This is a genomic window from Serratia sp. AXJ-M (assembly GCF_046531865.1).
In the GTDB taxonomy this organism is placed as follows: domain Bacteria; phylum Pseudomonadota; class Gammaproteobacteria; order Enterobacterales; family Enterobacteriaceae; genus Serratia; species Serratia liquefaciens.
The window spans coordinates 1,767,332-1,784,353 of the sequence record NZ_CP059394.1 but is presented as its reverse complement, the minus strand read 5'-3'; the positions used below and the strand labels follow the sequence as shown (position 1 = coordinate 1,784,353).

At 55.5% G+C, this 17,022-nt stretch carries 11 protein-coding genes; 2 read left to right on the top strand and 9 right to left on the bottom strand.

Annotated elements, in window-relative coordinates:
• The first annotated feature begins 9 nt into the window (after window positions 1-9).
• Complete coding sequence (gene pflB, locus H0S68_RS08325; RefSeq protein WP_020826122.1) at window positions 10-2,292, top strand: formate C-acetyltransferase; 2,283 nt, start codon at window positions 10-12, stop codon at window positions 2,290-2,292.
• A gap of 304 nt (window positions 2,293-2,596) precedes the next feature.
• A complete protein-coding gene (gene pflA / locus H0S68_RS08320) occupies window positions 2,597-3,337 on the top strand; it encodes a pyruvate formate lyase 1-activating protein (protein WP_020826121.1) in 741 nt (246 codons plus the stop codon).
• 53 nt (window positions 3,338-3,390) lie between these two features.
• Here pflA and H0S68_RS08315 read toward each other — a convergent pair whose 3' ends face one another.
• The 9 genes from H0S68_RS08315 to H0S68_RS08275 form a co-directional block, all read right to left on the bottom strand.
• Entirely contained in the window at window positions 3,391-4,536 is a 1,146-nt protein-coding gene (locus H0S68_RS08315; RefSeq protein WP_122078121.1) for an MFS transporter, read from the bottom strand.
• A gap of 173 nt (window positions 4,537-4,709) precedes the next feature.
• Window positions 4,710-5,327, bottom strand: a complete 618-nt coding sequence (dmsD, locus tag H0S68_RS08310; protein ID WP_259216746.1) for a Tat proofreading chaperone DmsD — start codon at window positions 5,325-5,327, stop codon at window positions 4,710-4,712.
• 52 nt (window positions 5,328-5,379) lie between these two features.
• Entirely contained in the window at window positions 5,380-6,240 is an 861-nt protein-coding gene (locus H0S68_RS08305) for a dimethyl sulfoxide reductase anchor subunit family protein (protein WP_259216744.1), read from the bottom strand.
• A gap of 1 nt (window position 6,241) precedes the next feature.
• Window positions 6,242-6,859, bottom strand: a complete 618-nt coding sequence (locus H0S68_RS08300; RefSeq protein WP_259216743.1) for a DMSO/selenate family reductase complex B subunit — start codon at window positions 6,857-6,859, stop codon at window positions 6,242-6,244.
• Between the two features lie 137 nt (window positions 6,860-6,996).
• Entirely contained in the window at window positions 6,997-9,450 is a 2,454-nt protein-coding gene (gene ynfE, locus H0S68_RS08295) for a selenate/tellurate reductase subunit YnfE (RefSeq protein WP_198639828.1), read from the bottom strand.
• A 270-nt stretch (window positions 9,451-9,720) separates the two neighbouring features.
• Complete coding sequence (gene serS / locus H0S68_RS08290; RefSeq protein WP_020826116.1) at window positions 9,721-11,013, bottom strand: serine--tRNA ligase; 1,293 nt, start codon at window positions 11,011-11,013, stop codon at window positions 9,721-9,723.
• Window positions 11,014-11,122: 109 nt separating this feature from the next.
• Window positions 11,123-12,466, bottom strand: a complete 1,344-nt coding sequence (locus H0S68_RS08285; protein ID WP_041414384.1) for a replication-associated recombination protein A — start codon at window positions 12,464-12,466, stop codon at window positions 11,123-11,125.
• 7 nt (window positions 12,467-12,473) lie between these two features.
• On the bottom strand, window positions 12,474-13,085 hold the full coding sequence (gene lolA / locus H0S68_RS08280) for an outer membrane lipoprotein chaperone LolA (protein ID WP_020826114.1): 612 nt from the start codon (window positions 13,083-13,085) through the stop codon (window positions 12,474-12,476).
• Between the two features lie 346 nt (window positions 13,086-13,431).
• Window positions 13,432-17,007: a DNA translocase FtsK 4TM domain-containing protein gene (locus tag H0S68_RS08275; protein WP_410529305.1), complete on the bottom strand. Its 3,576-nt coding sequence runs from the start codon at window positions 17,005-17,007 to the stop codon at window positions 13,432-13,434.
• Window positions 17,008-17,022: the final 15 nt, after the last annotated feature.

Genomic DNA, 17,022 nt, shown 5'->3' with positions numbered 1-17,022 from the left:
AGGTGTATAATGACCGAACTTAACGAGAAGTTAGCCAAAGCTTGGGAAGGTTTCAGCAAAGGTGACTGGCAGAACGAAGTCAACGTTCGTGACTTCATCCAGAAAAACTACACTCCTTACGAGGGTGATGAATCCTTCCTGGCTGGCGCAACTCAGGCCACCTCCACCCTGTGGGAAAAGGTTATGGAAGGGATCAAACTGGAAAACCGCACCCATGCGCCAGTTGATTTCGACACCAACGTTGCCGCGACCATCACTTCCCATGACGCAGGCTACATCGCTAAAGAGCTGGAAACCATCGTAGGTCTGCAGACTGACGCCCCTCTGAAACGCGCGCTGATCCCATTCGGCGGCATCAAAATGGTCGAAGGTTCTTGTAAGGTCTATGGCCGCGAACTGGATCCACAGCTGAAAAAAGTGTTCACCGAATACCGCAAAACCCACAACCAGGGCGTATTCGATGTTTACACCAAAGACATCCTGAACTGCCGTAAATCCGGCGTGCTGACCGGTCTGCCAGATGCATACGGCCGTGGTCGTATCATCGGTGACTACCGCCGCGTAGCCCTGTACGGCATCGATTTCCTGATGGCCGACAAACTGAACCAGTTCAAGTCACTGCAGACCAAGCTGGAAAACGGCGAAGATCTGGAAATGACCATCCAGCTGCGTGAAGAAATTGCTGAACAGCATCGCGCTCTGGGTCAGATCAAAGAAATGGCTGCCAAATACGGCTGCGATATCTCCGGTCCTGCTACCACCGCACAAGAAGCTGTACAGTGGACTTACTTCGGCTACCTGGCCGCGGTGAAATCTCAGAACGGCGCAGCAATGTCCTTCGGCCGCGTGTCTACCTTCCTTGACGTGTTCATTCAACGCGACATCGATGCAGGCAAACTGACTGAAGAACAAGCGCAGGAACTGATTGACCACCTGGTAATGAAACTGCGTATGGTGCGCTTCCTGCGTACCCCTGAGTATGATGAGCTGTTCTCCGGTGACCCAATCTGGGCGACCGAGTCCCTGGCAGGTATGGGCGTTGACGGCCGTACTCTGGTAACCAAAAACAGCTTCCGCTTCCTGAACACCCTGTACACCATGGGGCCGTCTCCGGAACCAAACATGACCATCCTGTGGTCTGAAAAACTGCCTCTGAACTTCAAAAAATACGCGGCGAAAGTGTCTATCGACACCTCTTCCGTACAGTATGAAAATGACGACCTGATGCGCCCAGACTTCAACAACGATGACTATGCCATCGCCTGTTGCGTCAGCCCGATGATTGTCGGTAAACAAATGCAGTTCTTCGGTGCCCGTGCCAACCTGGCGAAAACCATGTTGTACGCAATCAACGGCGGCGTTGATGAAAAACTGAAAATGCAGGTAGGCCCGAAAGAAGCGCCAATGATGGACACCGTGCTGGACTATGACAAAGTCATGGAACGCATGGACCACTTTATGGATTGGCTGGCCAAACAGTACGTGACCGCGCTGAACATCATTCACTACATGCACGACAAGTACAGCTATGAAGCTGCGCTGATGGCACTGCACGACCGTGACGTTTATCGCACCATGGCCTGCGGCATCGCCGGTCTGTCGGTTGCGGCTGACTCCCTGTCCGCCATCAAGTACGCTAAAGTCTCCACCATCCGTGACGAAGACGGTCTGGCTATCGACTTCAAAATCGAAGGTGAATATCCGCAGTTCGGTAACAACGATGCTCGCGTTGATGACATCGCCTGTGACCTGGTAGAACGTTTCATGAAGAAAATTCAGAAACTGCGTACCTACCGTAATGCGGTACCGACTCAGTCCGTACTGACCATCACTTCTAACGTGGTCTACGGCAAGAAAACCGGTAACACTCCAGACGGTCGCCGCGCTGGTGCGCCATTCGGTCCAGGTGCTAACCCAATGCACGGTCGCGACCAGAAAGGTGCTGTAGCCTCCTTGACCTCCGTAGCCAAACTGCCGTTTGCTTACGCGAAAGACGGGATCTCCTACACCTTCTCCATCGTGCCAAACGCGCTGGGTAAAGACGACGACGTGCGTAAAGCCAACCTGGCGGGTCTGATGGACGGTTACTTCCACCACGAAGCGTCTATCGAAGGTGGTCAACACCTGAACGTTAACGTGATGAACCGTGAAATGCTGCTGGACGCGATGGAAAACCCTGAGAAATACCCTCAGCTGACCATCCGCGTATCTGGTTATGCCGTTCGCTTCAACTCGCTGACCAAAGAACAACAGCAAGACGTCATTACTCGTACTTTCACTCAGTCGATGTAATTGCCCCATCCGGGCGGGGTTTCCCGCCCGGTAGTCAAGCTGAAATTCGGGGCCGGATCTTTCCGGCCTTTTTAGCAAATGCACTACCCTGACTCACTCAGAGTCTGTTTTGCCAGATAGCTATACTGAATGGAATTGGTGGATATCCGGCAAAACAGTTATCCGGCGTAATAACCGGCCAACAGGCATCGTTTCACCCCAGTCGTCCGGCCTAGCCCGGTTGCTGCATCGCTGATCCCTGGCTGGCGGTTATGAGCCTACTTTTAGACTGCGTTTGACAGTCAATATTGGAGAAAACCCCGCAATGTCAGTGAAAGGTCGCATCCACTCCTTCGAATCCTGTGGCACCGTAGACGGTCCGGGGATCCGCTTTATCGTCTTCTTCCAGGGCTGCCTGATGCGCTGCCTGTATTGCCATAACCGTGACACCTGGGATACCCACGGCGGGAAAGAAGTGACCGTTGAAGAGTTGATGAAAGATGCCGTCTCTTATCGTCACTTTATGAATGCCTCCGGCGGTGGCGTAACGGCCTCCGGTGGTGAAGCCATACTGCAGGCAGAATTCGTCCGCGATTGGTTCCGCGCCTGCCATGAAGAAGGGATCAATACCTGTCTGGACACCAACGGTTTTGTGCGCCGCTACGATCCGGTGATCGATGAGCTGCTGGATGCCACCGATTTGGTGATGCTGGATCTCAAACAGATGAACGACGACATTCATCAGAATCTGGTCGGCGTTTCCAACCACCGCACGCTGGATTTCGCCCGCTATCTGGCGAAACGTAATCAACGCACCTGGATCCGTTATGTGGTAGTGCCGGGCTGGTCAGACGATGACAAGTCGACGCATATGCTGGGCGAGTTCACCAAAGACATGACCAACATCGAGAAAATCGAACTGCTGCCCTATCACGAACTGGGTAAGCACAAATGGGTGGCGATGGGTGAAGAGTACAAGCTGGACGGCGTCCATCCGCCGAAAGCGGAAACCATGGATCGCGTGAAAAGCATTCTGGAAAGCTACGGCCACAAAGTCATTTACTGAGCCCGTTAGCTACAACAAAAAAACCCGGCACACGATGGCCGGGTTTTTTATGCTCAGGCGGCAGCCAACGGAGTGTGGTGACGATCCGGCTTTCTCAGCAGCATCATCAGATAGACCAGGGCAACGGCGGCAATCATCACAAACAGCAGGCGGTCGGAATAATTTTGCATCAGCAGCGCCGTCATCGACGGGCCAAGCAGACTGCCAATGGTATAGCTCATCAACAATGCCTGGTTCATCGCCACCAGCTCATGCGGCAACGCCTTTTCACAAGCCCAGGACATCGCCACCGGATATAAGGTGAACCCGGCACAACCGAGAATAAACAACGCCGGTGCCATCGCATAGTTGCCAAGCATGGCGATGCTGGCAAGGATCACCACAAACACCTGAATGCGCAGCACCAGCAAACGACCATAGCGGTCTGCCAGACGCCCGACCGGCCATTGCCCGACAATGCCTGAGCTGACCAGCAATGCCATCCAGTAACCCACGTTGGCGTCACTCATGCCCTGATGGGACAGGTACAGCGGCATCAGGCCGTATAGCGAGCCGAGTACAATGCCGGAAATGACACAGCCATTAATCCCCAACCGCGCGCTACGGCGCTTCAACATTGGCCAAACCGCAGCCTGTTGGGGTTCGTCGTGCCGACTGTTAACCCGGGCAAACAGCATCGGCAGCGTGGCACTGAGCACGATGGCCGTGACCCATGGCACCACATTCAACAGTTCGGTCGATACCATACTTAACAGCAGTTGGCCGACAACCGTACCTAGGTAATAAACCATCATATAAGCCGCCAGCAATTGCCCACGGTTAGACAGATTACCGCTCCGCAGCAAGGCGCTTTCGACGATCACCCAGATCCAGGCGCAGCCGATGCCAGCAAAGAAACGCCAGCCCATCCAACTCCAAAAATCGAGCGACAATGCCATACCGGCAGTCGCCACGGCGAATACCACACAGGCAAGATGATAGCTGCGGGTAAAACCAATGCGCTGGATGAGTTTGCCCGCAATCAGCGTGCCGACCAGATTGCCGGTAAAGTAAGAGGAACTTACCATTCCTACCTGCCAGGTTGACAACTGAGCATGAGTCAACCAAAGAGGGACTAGCGTATTCAATACGGCGATAGAGACCGTGAGCAGCAACAAGCCACAGAGCAGCAGGAGCACTGGGCGGGAGTATGCGGACATAGTGAGATTGAAACCGAACGCGCAATGAGAGTGCGCGCATCATGCCACTGGCGATAAAAAAGTCAATCAGCTCTTATATGTATACCGCACAATTTGTATTACGCGGCCTATTTAACGGCGGAGTGGCCGCCGGCGCCTGCAATTTTAGGCACCTGACGGCCATTCATTTTTTATCAGAAATACAGTTCTAAAGATTCAACTTCAGTCGTACATTCCGCGCCCCAGGCACCCAGGGTGATTTGCGCTAATTGCGCCAGTCCCTGATAGAAAGGATGCTGAGCATTGGCTTCCAGCAGTTCCAGATAGCGTGGTGCCCATGGCAACAAATGTTTCGTCAGTAGTTGCTCGACCAACCCGCCCTGACGTTCTTCGGCCAGCCACGCCACCATCATCAGCAAAGTGCCAATATGATCTTCCGGCTCATTGCGATCGTGCTGAGCTTCAATGCCGTTGGCCCGTAACCACTTGCGCAACCGCAGGGTCGAATGACCAAACAGCACGTTCTCTTTGTCCAGATACACCGAACCCCATAATGGCGCCGGTAAGGTATCAGGCCCCACAAACAGACGTTGGTAAGCTTCCGCCAGGGATTCATCCTGTTGATCTTCAATACCGGTCGCAATCAGCGCAGCCGCCTTCTGTAACCGATCAGCATCGCCGTACGGCCACTCTTTGACCCACTCAGATTCAGACAGGGTTGCCAACAGCTGTTGGCCGTCTTCACTTTCTGGCGGCGCGTACAGCAACACACCCAGCACCCGCCCCGTTAAAGCGATATTTTCAAGCGTCATAAATCAAGGATCCTTTTAAGGGCGCAGTTTATCACTGCGCCTCACTACAATATTAACCGGCCACCGCCATGCCGACGGTCATATGCAGGCCGTAGAACACGCCCCGCCCGACCAGCTCACCGGCGATAACCAGAATCAAACCTAAAGCCATTCCCATCACGCTAGCGTTACCACGGCGCAACAGCGGGCAGATCCAGCAGCCTAACCCCAGCACCACCAGCACCAAACGCCCAACCATTAATTGGCCGTACTGTGGGATCAGCGCTGATGCCTGCTGTACCGAACTGCTGATGCTGGCCAGTTCGTAGCCTTGCATCATAACGGTCCCCAGACTGACCAACAGCGCCACCACGCTCAGAGTAGCCAGTGAATGCCGGGTTGTAACATCCAGCCCCGCAAAACGCAGCAACAAAACGCCCAGCATCGGCCCCCCGATCGGTACCGTCAGGAAAAAGCTCAGCGTAGTGTAACCGTTATGCCAGGTTGGCACCGTATCGATTTGATATACCCGCGTCATCATGTAAACAAAGACCAGGCCCAGTGCCATGGTCACCCACAACCACACGCGCCCCAATAACGGCGGTATTTTGCCCAATACCGCCAACAGCCAATAACAACCGCCGACGGCGAAGAACAAGGCGCCAGCGGCTATTTCGTTACTCAATGCCGAAGCGCCAATGCGGTTCAACGAGTTGAACGCCCGCCACGGCGAACCGAGGTGCAGCGTGGAAGCCATGAAAGCGATGCCCATCAACAACCACAGGAAGAACATCGCGCGGTGAACTGCCCTGCGCTGCTGTTCGTTCAGGTTACCGCCAATTATGGTGAGCCCCATGACGATAACCCCCCCTACCACACATTGTCCCAATACGGTAAACAACATCAGCGGCCATTCTTGCCATCCCATGCCCATATCAAACCTCCCTTGGATTGGCCAAATAGCCAGTGGTGTCGCCACTTGGGCGGCTGTTGGCATTGGGTTTTACCACCAGGCACGGTCGGGTAAAATGCGCCGCCGGCAAGGGGGCCACCTGCGCCAGAGAACCATGCTGCTGCCGCAGTTGCTCAATCGGGCCAAAATCCAGGGCCCGCAGTGGACAAGATTCCACGCAGATAGGTTTATGGCCTTCGGCTACCCGCTTATAACAGCCATCGCACTTGGTCATGTGGCCCTTGGTCGAATTGTACTGCGGTGCGCCGTATGGGCAGGCCATATGGCAGTAGCGACAGCCGATACACACCTCTTCATTCACCACCACAAAGCCGTCTTCCCGCTTGTGCATCGCGCCGGTCGGACACACTTTGGTGCAGGCGGGATCTTCACAGTGGTTGCAGGCAATCGACAAATAATAAGCGAATACATTTTGTTGCCAGCCGTCGCCATCCTGGAACCAATCTCCTCCGGCATATTCATAGATGCGGCGGAAACTGACGTCCGGCGTCAAATTTTTATAGTCTTTGCAGGCCAGTTCGCAGGTTTTGCAGCCAGTGCAACGACTTGAATCGATAAAGAATCCATATTGCTGAGTCATTTGGTCCTCCCTTACACCCGAGGTAGTTGGAGTTGCATCGCGGCGGCAACTAAGCGCATCCCCAGGATGCGTACAGGTAGTACGTGACTGGGGTAAGCGCAGGCGGCCAACAAAGATGCGGCTTCAAGTACGCAGGGTTATACCTTTTCGATTTGAATCAGGTTGGTATGCTGCGGATTACCCTTGGCCAACGGCGAAGGCCGGTGGGTGGTCAGGGTATTCATACAGGCACCATGGTCGACACGGTCACCGCGCATATCGGCCTGATGCCAGGCTCCCTGCCCCATCGCGACAACGCCAGGCATGATCCGCGGCGTCACTTTGGCTTCGACACGCACTTCGCCACGCCCATTAAATACCCGCACCTTGTCGCCGCCGATAATGCCGCGCGACTGGGCGTCCAGTGGGTTGATCCACACCTCCTGACGACAGGCCGCCTGCAACACATCGATGTTGCCGTAGGTCGAGTGGGTACGGGCCTTGTAATGGAAGCCAAACATTTGCAATGGGTAAGTGTTGCGCAGAGGATCGTCCCAACCTTCAAAAGTAGAGGCGTAAATTGGCAACGGGCTGATGGTTTCATCTTTTTCCAACTGCCAGCTGTCGGCGATCTCAGCCAGCCTGGAGGAATAGATTTCTATTTTGCCGGAAGGCGTTTTTAATGGATTCGCTTCGGGATCCTGACGGAATTTTTTGTAGGCGACAAAATGCCCATTGGGATCTTTGCGCTTATAAATCCCCATACTGCGCAACTCTTCATAACCCGGCAGCAGCGGATCCCTGTCTTGCATTTTGGCGTACAAATGTTGCAACCATTGTGCCTGGGTACGCCCTTCGGTGAACTTCTGATGCACCTCAGGCCCCAGCCGACGCGCCACTTCACTCAGCACCTCATAGATGCCCTTGCGTTCAAATTTGGCGGGGGTTGCAGGCTGGATAAAGATCAGGTACCCCATGTTGCCGGCATAGTCGTTGGGAATAATGTCTTCCTGTTCGACGGTCATCAGATCCGGCAGTAAAATGTCGGCATATTTGGCCGACGAGGTCATAAAGTTTTCGAGCACCACGATCATTTCGCACTGGGATTCGTCCTGCAAAATATCGTGGGTTTTATTGATGTCGGAATGCTGGTTGGTGATGGTGTTACCGGCATAGTTCCAGATGAACTTGATCGGCACATTCAGTTTGTCCTGCCCACGTACCCCGTCGCGTTTGGCGGTCATCTCCGGACCGCGCACTATGGCATCGGTCCAGCTAAAACAGGAGATTTGCGCTTTGACCGGGTTTGCCAATACCGGCATCCGCTCAATAGTAATGGTGTAGGTTGATTCACGCGCCCCGCTGTTGCCGCCATTGATGCCAACATTGCCGGTCAGGATAGGCAGCATGGCGATTGCACGCGAGGTCAGTTCGCCATTGGCCTGTCGCTGTGGCCCCCAGCCCTGGCAGATGTAGGCTGGTTTCGCCGTGCCTATTTCCCGCGCCAGTTTGATAATACGTTCGGCCGGAATGCCGGTAATTTTCGCCGCCCACTGCGGCGTTTTTTCAACGCCGTCTTCACCTTGCCCAAGAATGTAAGCCTTATAATGCCCATTTACCGGCGCATCGGCTGGCAAGGTTTTTTCGTCATAGCCGATGCAATACCGATCCAGAAACGGTTGGTCGACCAACTGTTCGCTGATCAATACATGCGCCAGCCCGGCAACCAATGCCGCATCCGTGCCGGGACGAATAGGGATCCATTCGTCCTCACGTCCGGCGGCCGTATCGGTGTAACGCGGATCGATAACGATCATGCGCGCATGGGAACGTTCACGCGCCTGCTCCAGATAATAGGTAATGCCGCCGCCGCTCATCCGCGTTTCCGCCGGGTTGTTACCGAACATCACCACCAGCTTGCTGTTTTCGATGTCAGACGTGCTGTTGCCTTCGTTGCTGCCATAGGTATAGGGCATGGCGCAGGCGATTTGCGCTGTGCTGTAGGTGCCATACTGGCTGAGGTAACCGCCATAGCAGTTCATCAGCCGAGCGACCAGCGACGCATTCGGTGACGAACGGGTAATGTTGCCGCCGACGATGCCCGAGGTGTAATTGATATATACTGCTTCGTTACCGTACTGTTCGACGATGCGTTTTAGGTTGTCGGCAATGCTATCAAAAGCTTCTTCCCAACTGATGCGCTTGAACTTGCCTTCACCCCGCTTGCCAACGCGTTTCATCGGGTAATTCAGACGATCGGGATGATTCATGCGGCGGCGAATAGAACGGCCACGCAAACAGGCCCGAACCTGGTGGTCGCCATATGCGTCCAGTCCGGTGTTATCGGTTTCGACCCAATAGACTTCGTTATCACGCACGTGCAAACGCAAGGCGCAGCGGCTGCCGCAGTTGACCGAGCAAGCCCCCCAAACCACTTTATCCTGCGCGGTTTTTTGCACACTTTCGCTGATTGAATCCGCCAATGCGCGGCGACTAAACGGTAAGGCTATACCCCCCACGGCCATAGCCAGCCCGACGATACCGCCGGACTTTACCAAGGCGCGACGGCTGACGCCTGCAGACACTTGGCTGTTTTCTTTGTTTTCCGACATAACTCACTCCACGTTTTACCCTGGTATTGATAAACGTCATGCCTTTGACTCAAGGCGGCGAGCAGAGGAGACAGAACTGATGTCTGCTGATGAGCTTGAGTAAAAACCCTCCTCTATACAGGGATATTACTCAGAAGTGGGTAGTGAACTTTGTCTGCTATCAATAAAGCGGGGGAAGGAGATGAAAGAAAAAGTCCTTTCGAACAAAAGGATAATAATTTTCTTATAAAAAAAGCGCCCGCAGGCGCTTTTCATAGAACTGGCAATAAGTTAGCCGATATATTCCAGGCCGCCCATATACGGACGTAATACTTCCGGCACCTGAACACGGCCATCGGCCAGCTGGTAGTTTTCCAGCACGGCAACCAGCGTACGACCGACTGCCAGACCAGAACCGTTCAGCGTATGCACCAGGCGCGGCTTCTTCTCGGTTTTGCTACGGCAGCGAGCCTGCATGCGGCGTGCCTGGTAATCCCACATGTTGGAACAAGATGAGATTTCACGGTAAGTGTTCTGCGCCGGCAGCCACACTTCCAGATCGTAGGTTTTGCATGAGCCTGCCCCCATGTCGCCGGTACACAGCAACATTTTACGGTACGGCAGGTTCAGCAGCTGCAGCACTTTCTCCGCATGACCGGTCAGCTCTTCCAGCGTAGCCATGGAGTCTTCCGGACGGACGATTTGCACCATCTCGACCTTGTCGAACTGGTGCATGCGGATCAGACCGCGGGTATCGCGACCATAAGAACCGGCTTCGGCACGGAAACATGGCGTATGCGCGGTCATCTTCAGCGGCAGTGATTCTTCTTCCAGGATCTCGTCGCGTACCAGGTTGGTCAACGGCACTTCTGCAGTTGGGATCAGCGCGTAGTTGCTGCTGTCGGATTCCTCTTCCAGCGGTTTGGTGTGGAACAGATCTTCACCAAACTTCGGCAACTGGCCGGTACCGTACAACGTGGCGTGGTTAACCAGGTAAGGCACGTAGGTTTCCTGGTAGCCGTGCTGTTCGGTATGCAGATCCAGCATGAACTGGGATAACGCACGGTGCATGCGGGCGATTTGCCCTTTCATCACCACAAAGCGTGAACCGGTCAGTTTTACGGCGGCGGCGAAGTCCAGACCACCGGCCATTTCGCCCAGATCCACATGATCGCGTACCTGAAAATCATACTGGCGCGGCTCGCCCCAGCGGCTGACTTCCTGGTTATCGCTATCGTCTTTGCCATCCGGCACTGCATCATCCGGCAGGTTCGGGATCGCCAACGCATAATCGCGGATTTCAGTCTGCAACTGATCCAGAGCGGCCTTGGCAATATCCAGCTTGTCACCCAGCTCGTTGACTTCGCGACGCAGCGGCTCAATGTCTTCCCCGCGCGCTTTAGCCGCGCCGATGGATTTCGATCGGGAGTTACGTTCTGCCTGCAGCATTTCAGTTTCTACCTGCAGAACTTTGCGACGCTCTTCTTGAGAACGCAGCAGATCCAGATCGAGTTTAAAGCCTCGGCGAGCCAGTTTGACGGCGACTGCGTCTAGCTCATTACGCAGCAGATTGGGATCGAGCATGCTAATCCTGTGCTTATTGTTATTGAAAGAAAATTTGTTGTTTTATGCGGCGGTTTAAAAGCCGCATAAAGGAAGAGTGGTACCCGCTAACCTTACCGCAACGGCAACGCTAGCGGTAGCGTTTTGTCTGGCTATTTTGATCCTGCTCAGCCAGCCATGCCAGCTTTTCGCCGATTTTACCTTCCAGCCCGCGTGAGGTTGGATGATAGTAACGCGTCCTGGCCATTTCAGCTGGGAAATAGTCCTCGCCGGCGGCATAGGCATTGGGTTCGTCGTGAGCGTAACGATACTCTGCACCCAGCCCCATTTCCTTCATCAGCTTGGTTGGCGCATTGCGCAGATGTTCGGGCACATCATAATCCGCCCGCTCTTTAGCATCGCGCATCGCCGCTTTGAAGGCGGTATAAACGGCATTACTTTTTGGCGCGCAGGCCAGGTAAACGATCGCTTGAGCAATCGCACGTTCACCTTCGGCCGGACCAACGCGGGTAAAGCAGTCCCAGGCAGCGATCGCCACCTGCATACCGCGCGGATCGGCATTGCCGACATCTTCCGAAGCAATGGCCAGCAGCCGGCGCGCCACATACAGCGGATCGCCTCCGGCGGTAATAATACGCGCATACCAGTACAGCGCAGCATCCGGGGCGGAACCTCGCACCGATTTATGCAGCGCCGAAATAAGATCGTAAAAACGGTCGCCTTTATTGTCGAAGCGCGCGCTGCGTTCGCCGGAGACTTCTTTCAGTAATTCCGGCGTCAGCACGCGAATGCCTTTGGCGTCGATCTCCGCCATGTCCGCCATCATCTCCAGGCTGTTCAACGCCCGGCGCGCATCGCCGCCCACCAGTTCCGACAGCATGCGGCGGGTCTCTTCCGGCAGCTCGATATTCTGGCCGCCAAACCCCCGGCTGTTGTCCTGCATCGCCTGATCAAGCACCTGGCTGATATCTTCTGCCGTCAACGCTTTCAGCAAATACACGCGGGCGCGGGACAACAGCGCCGAGTTAAGCTCAAAGGACGGGTTTTCGGTTGTCGCGCCGATAAAGGTAATGGTGCCGTCTTCAATGTGCGGCAGAAAGGCATCCTGCTGGCTTTTGTTGAAACGGTGTACTTCATCGACAAACAAAATGGTGCGACGACCGGCGTCACGATTCTGTCGTGCCCGCTCAATCGCCTCACGGATTTCTTTGATGCCCGATGTCACGGCGGAAATTCGCTCGACGTCCGCCTGGCCGTAGCGGCCGATCAGCTCCGCCAGCGTCGTTTTCCCGGTGCCCGGCGGCCCCCATAGAATCATCGAATGCAGTTGCCCCGCCTCGATGGCGCGCGGCAAAGGCTTACCGGCAGCCAGCAGGTGTTGCTGGCCGATGTATTGCGCCAGCGTGGTTGGCCGCATCCGCGCGGCCAATGGCTGGAATTCATTCTGGGAAAAATCGAGCGACATGTTACTCACGCAGACCTCACTGGCGCTGGTCGTCCAGCGTCACCCCCTTCGGCGGGGTAAATTTGAATTTGCTGGCATCAGCCGCAACGTTCTGCTGACTTTTCAGCGCGTAAGAACTGCGCTGACCATCCTGCTCAACCGCAGCAAAACTGCGGATAGTGCCGCTGTTGGTCACGGTAATGGCGAACTGCTTCAGGTTGCCGCTGCTGGATTTTGGCGTCAGCTCAAAATCATCGCCTTTCTGCTTAACGTTGTACTGTTTCCAGTCGTTGGCGTTATTGCGGGTAATCAGCATAAATGGCGTATTGCCGGTCGCATTTTTCAACCAGGTCGCGGTGACTTGCTCAACAAAAGGATTGTAGAACCATAAGGTTTGGCCATCCGACACCAGCACGCTCTCGTCCGGCGAGGTCATATGCCAATTAAACAGGTTCGGACGTTTCACCCAGAGTTCACCTTCCCCCTGCTGTACCGCAGCACCATCGCTGCTGGTCACGGTCTGGGCGAAGCTGGCGTGGAAACTGTTCACTTTCGCCAGGCGACTTTGCAAATCCTGCGCAGCGTCGGCCAGCACAGAGGTGGAAGCGAATCCCGAAAGCAGACAACAGGCAACTAACAGTTTTTTCATTATTCCAGATACCTTATGAAATGCGTTTACCGCAAGGCGGTGCCGTGCGGGTCAAATTAACCCTTAACACCCTTACTCTACCCGAAGCTATCCGCAGGCAGATAGGCCAATGTTCTGAGAAGCCGAGGGTTTACGCTTCTTTGCACAAGGGCCGCCAAGCGGCCCTTCAGAGTGCTGACAAAGTCCTCTGTACTCAAAAGTTAGGTTTTATGCACTAATAAAACAAAGGATTATGTCTTCAGGTTTATCCCAAACATCCGAAAACCACGTTTTTCGGGTGTTTGTCATCAGTCTAAAGGGCCGCTAAGCGGCCCTTTATTATTAAATAACAACGACTAAAGCTTCATCAGTCATGCCGTGGCGGTGCCAGCACCTCGCGGTTGCCGTTGTGCCCCTGCTCGCTGACAATGCCCTGCGCTTCCATCTGTTCGATGATGCGCGCGGCACGGTTATAGCCGATACGGAACTGACGCTGTACGCCGGAAATGGAGGCGCGGCGTTTATCCACCACAAACTCCACCGCCTGGTCAAACAGCGGATCCAGCTCTTCATCACCTTCCAGACCGCCGCCAGCACCACCCTCACTGTCGTCACCACCGTTGAGGATACCCTCTTTATATTGAGGTCGCTCACGCGCTTTCCAATCCTTAACTACCGCATGCACTTCCTGATCGCGCACAAATGCACCATGTACACGGACCGGAATGGAGGAGTTAGGAGCCAGATACAACATGTCGCCCATCCCCAGCAGCGATTCAGCACCGCCCTGATCGAGGATAGTGCGCGAGTCAATCTTGCTCGACACGGTAAAGGCGATACGGGTCGGGATGTTGGCCTTGATCAGGCCGGTGATCACATCCACCGAAGGACGCTGTGTTGCCAGCACCAGGTGGATACCCGCCGCACGCGCTTTCTGCGCCAGACGAGCAATCAGCTCCTCAACCTTTTTACCAACCGTCATGATCAGGTCAGCGAACTCGTCGACCATCACCACGATGTAAGGCTCTTTCTCCAGAACCGGCGGCGTGATGTCCATGCTGTCGGTCGGTTTCCAGAACGGATCCGGGATTGGACGTCCCATCGCCTCGGCCTGATCGACACGTTCGTTGTAACCTGCCAGGTTACGCACGCCGAGCGCAGACATCAGCTTGTAGCGACGCTCCATCTCGGCGACGCACCAACGCAAGGCATTGGCGGCGTCTTTCATGTCGGTAACCACGTCCGTCAGCAGGTGTGGAATACCTTCATAGACCGACAGCTCCAGCATTTTCGGGTCAATCATGATAAAGCGCACTTCTTTCGGCGTGGCCTTATACAGAATGCTCAGGATCATGGCATTGACCCCAACCGATTTACCGGAGCCGGTGGTCCCCGCCACCAGCAGGTGCGGCATTTTCGCCAAGTCGGCCACCACCGGTTCGCCGGAGATGTCTTTACCCAGAACGATCGCCAACGGCGATGGATTATCGCGGAATGCCGGGCAATCCAGCACTTCTCGCAGATAGACCGTCTGACGTTTAACGTTAGGCAACTCCAGGCCGACGTAGGGCTTGCCGGGGATCACTTCAACCACACGCACCGCGGAAGTTGACAGTGAACGCGCCAGGTCACGCGACAGGTTGGAAATACGCGCTGCTTTAACGCCCGGCGCCAGATCCAGTTCGAAACGGGTAATGACCGGGCCTGGCAAAATGTCTACCACATCGGCTTTCACCCGATAATCGGCCAGGCTGGCTTCGACCAAACGCGCCTTCTGTTCCAACGCGAAGGAATCCACCGGCTCAACCTCTTTCGGCGCTTCGGTCAGCAGATCAAGCGTCGGTAGAGGCGTGGTCGGTTTTTGCAACGGCATATCGTTACGCATCAGGAACGGGTGGATCAGGCTGTCCATTGCCGGCTGCTGCGGGGCCGTCGGCGCCGGTTGCGCTACAGGCTGCTGATAGGCCGGTGATTGCTGTTGCGCTGCCGGTTGCTGATAAGCAGGTTGAGCAGGCTGATATGCTTGTGCCGGCGGAGTCTGAGGTTGGGTTGGCGGCACATAAGCCGGCGCGGCTGGCTCAAACTGGCCGAAAGGCACATCATCCTCGCGTTCGCTTTGTTGCTCAATGCGATCTTCAAGCTGTGGCGACAGGGTGAACAATGGCTCAACCGGGCCATCGTCAACCAAATCATCCATCGGCGAGAAGCCGAACGCATTACGAGTATCTACTGGCGTAGTTGGCTGTACCGAAGGCGCAGCCTCTTGCTGCCCATAGCGCTGATTCTGCTGTTCGGCAAACGCCTGACGCAGTTCGGCCTCTTGCAGAGCAGCCTCATCATCCTGGTTATCCTGCGCGTACTCCTCGCCATAACGTTGGTTTTGCTGTTCGGCAAACGCCTGACGCAGCGCTGCTTCCTGCAAAGCTTCATCGTCTTGATCTGACGGAACAGCATTGGCATTCGGCAATGGCTCGTCGTCCCCACGGTTACGCTGTTCCTGTTCGGCCATTCGCTGCGAAGGCAGCTTGATGCCGTAAGAAGCCAGTTCACGTCGGGTTGGGATGCGCACCGGATTCGGACGCGGCAACTCAGGCCCCAGGCCTTGTTTGACCTGCGAGTTAGCGTCGCTGGTGGCCGTGAAGGCCGGCATAAAGGTATTGGCGGCAACAGCGCCGGCAACTGCCGTTGCTGCAGCCTGCGCCTGAGGTTTCACGCTGCCGAACGATGGCACTGCAGGCTCACCGGCACTGAAACCGGCCGGAGCAGTGATGTCAGCGCTATCGCGTTGAGCGGCGGAGAAATCAAACGGAGAACGATCGTGCGACGGTGATGCTGCTGGCGCGTCCCAGTTCCCCATACGCGGTTCGTCATCATCCTGGTAAGGATCGGCCGGACGCGTTACCTTCGGCGTCGGCGTCTCTTCAGGAATTTCAAATGAATACAGCGGTGGAGCACTGTTTTCCGCTGGCGTACTCATCGGACTCTGGTTCACCGAGGCCGGAGCCGTTGGAGCTACCGTAACCGACGGCGCCTGCGCCACAACCGGGGCTGCGGTAACAGGTTCACGAGCCACCGCTGGCGCGACAGGCGCGACATCGGCATCTTCGTCGTCATTCGCCCGCAGGCCGCTGAGCAACGGATCCTCAGCCTCTTCCGCCGCCATTTTGGCGGTTTCCGTCACCGAAGGTGCTGAGAACAAGACGTCGTCTTCCGCCGCGTTGGCCACAGCCGCCGTCGAGGCCGCAGCAAGCGCTGCTCCTTTCTCTGCCGATTCTGGCTGATCTTCGACGTAACGGTCGTCATCGTCGTGATAACGATCGTCACGGCGCGAACGGTTGGTCATAAAGGTGGCCGTCCCCAGCACCACGCCGCCGATCCTCTCGGCAATCACCAGCCATGACCAGCCGGTAAACAGCGTAAGGCCCGCCGCCCAAACGCAAAGCAGCGCCAAGGTTGCGCCAATGCCGTTGAACCAGGGGAGCATGGCGTTGCTCAGCAAACTGCCGATAACGCCGCCGGAGGCAAAGTAATAGAGATCGTCGACGTTCAGTGCCGCCAGGCCACACGAAGTGAGCACCAGCGCCAATGTGCCGATCAGGCGCAGTGAAAGCGCAAAGTAATCGATGTATTCGCCGCTGCCGCGCTGACGATAAGCCGCCCAGCACAACACCAGCATGATCGGCGGTATCGCATAGGCGAGTACCCCGAAGGTGAAGAACAGCGTGTCGGCCAACCAGGCCCCGACGCCACCGCCCAGATTATGAATAGGCTCATGCCACGCGGTCTGCGACCAGCTTGGGTCAGAGGGATTGAAACTGACCAAGGCAGCCATGAGGTAAATGGCAAATATGGCTACCACAATCAACACAGCTTCGAGCAAACGGCGACCGCTGCTGAGTTTTCTCAAGGTAACTTCTTTATCTTCTGTATATTCCTGGCTCAAGAAAGGCTCTCCAGG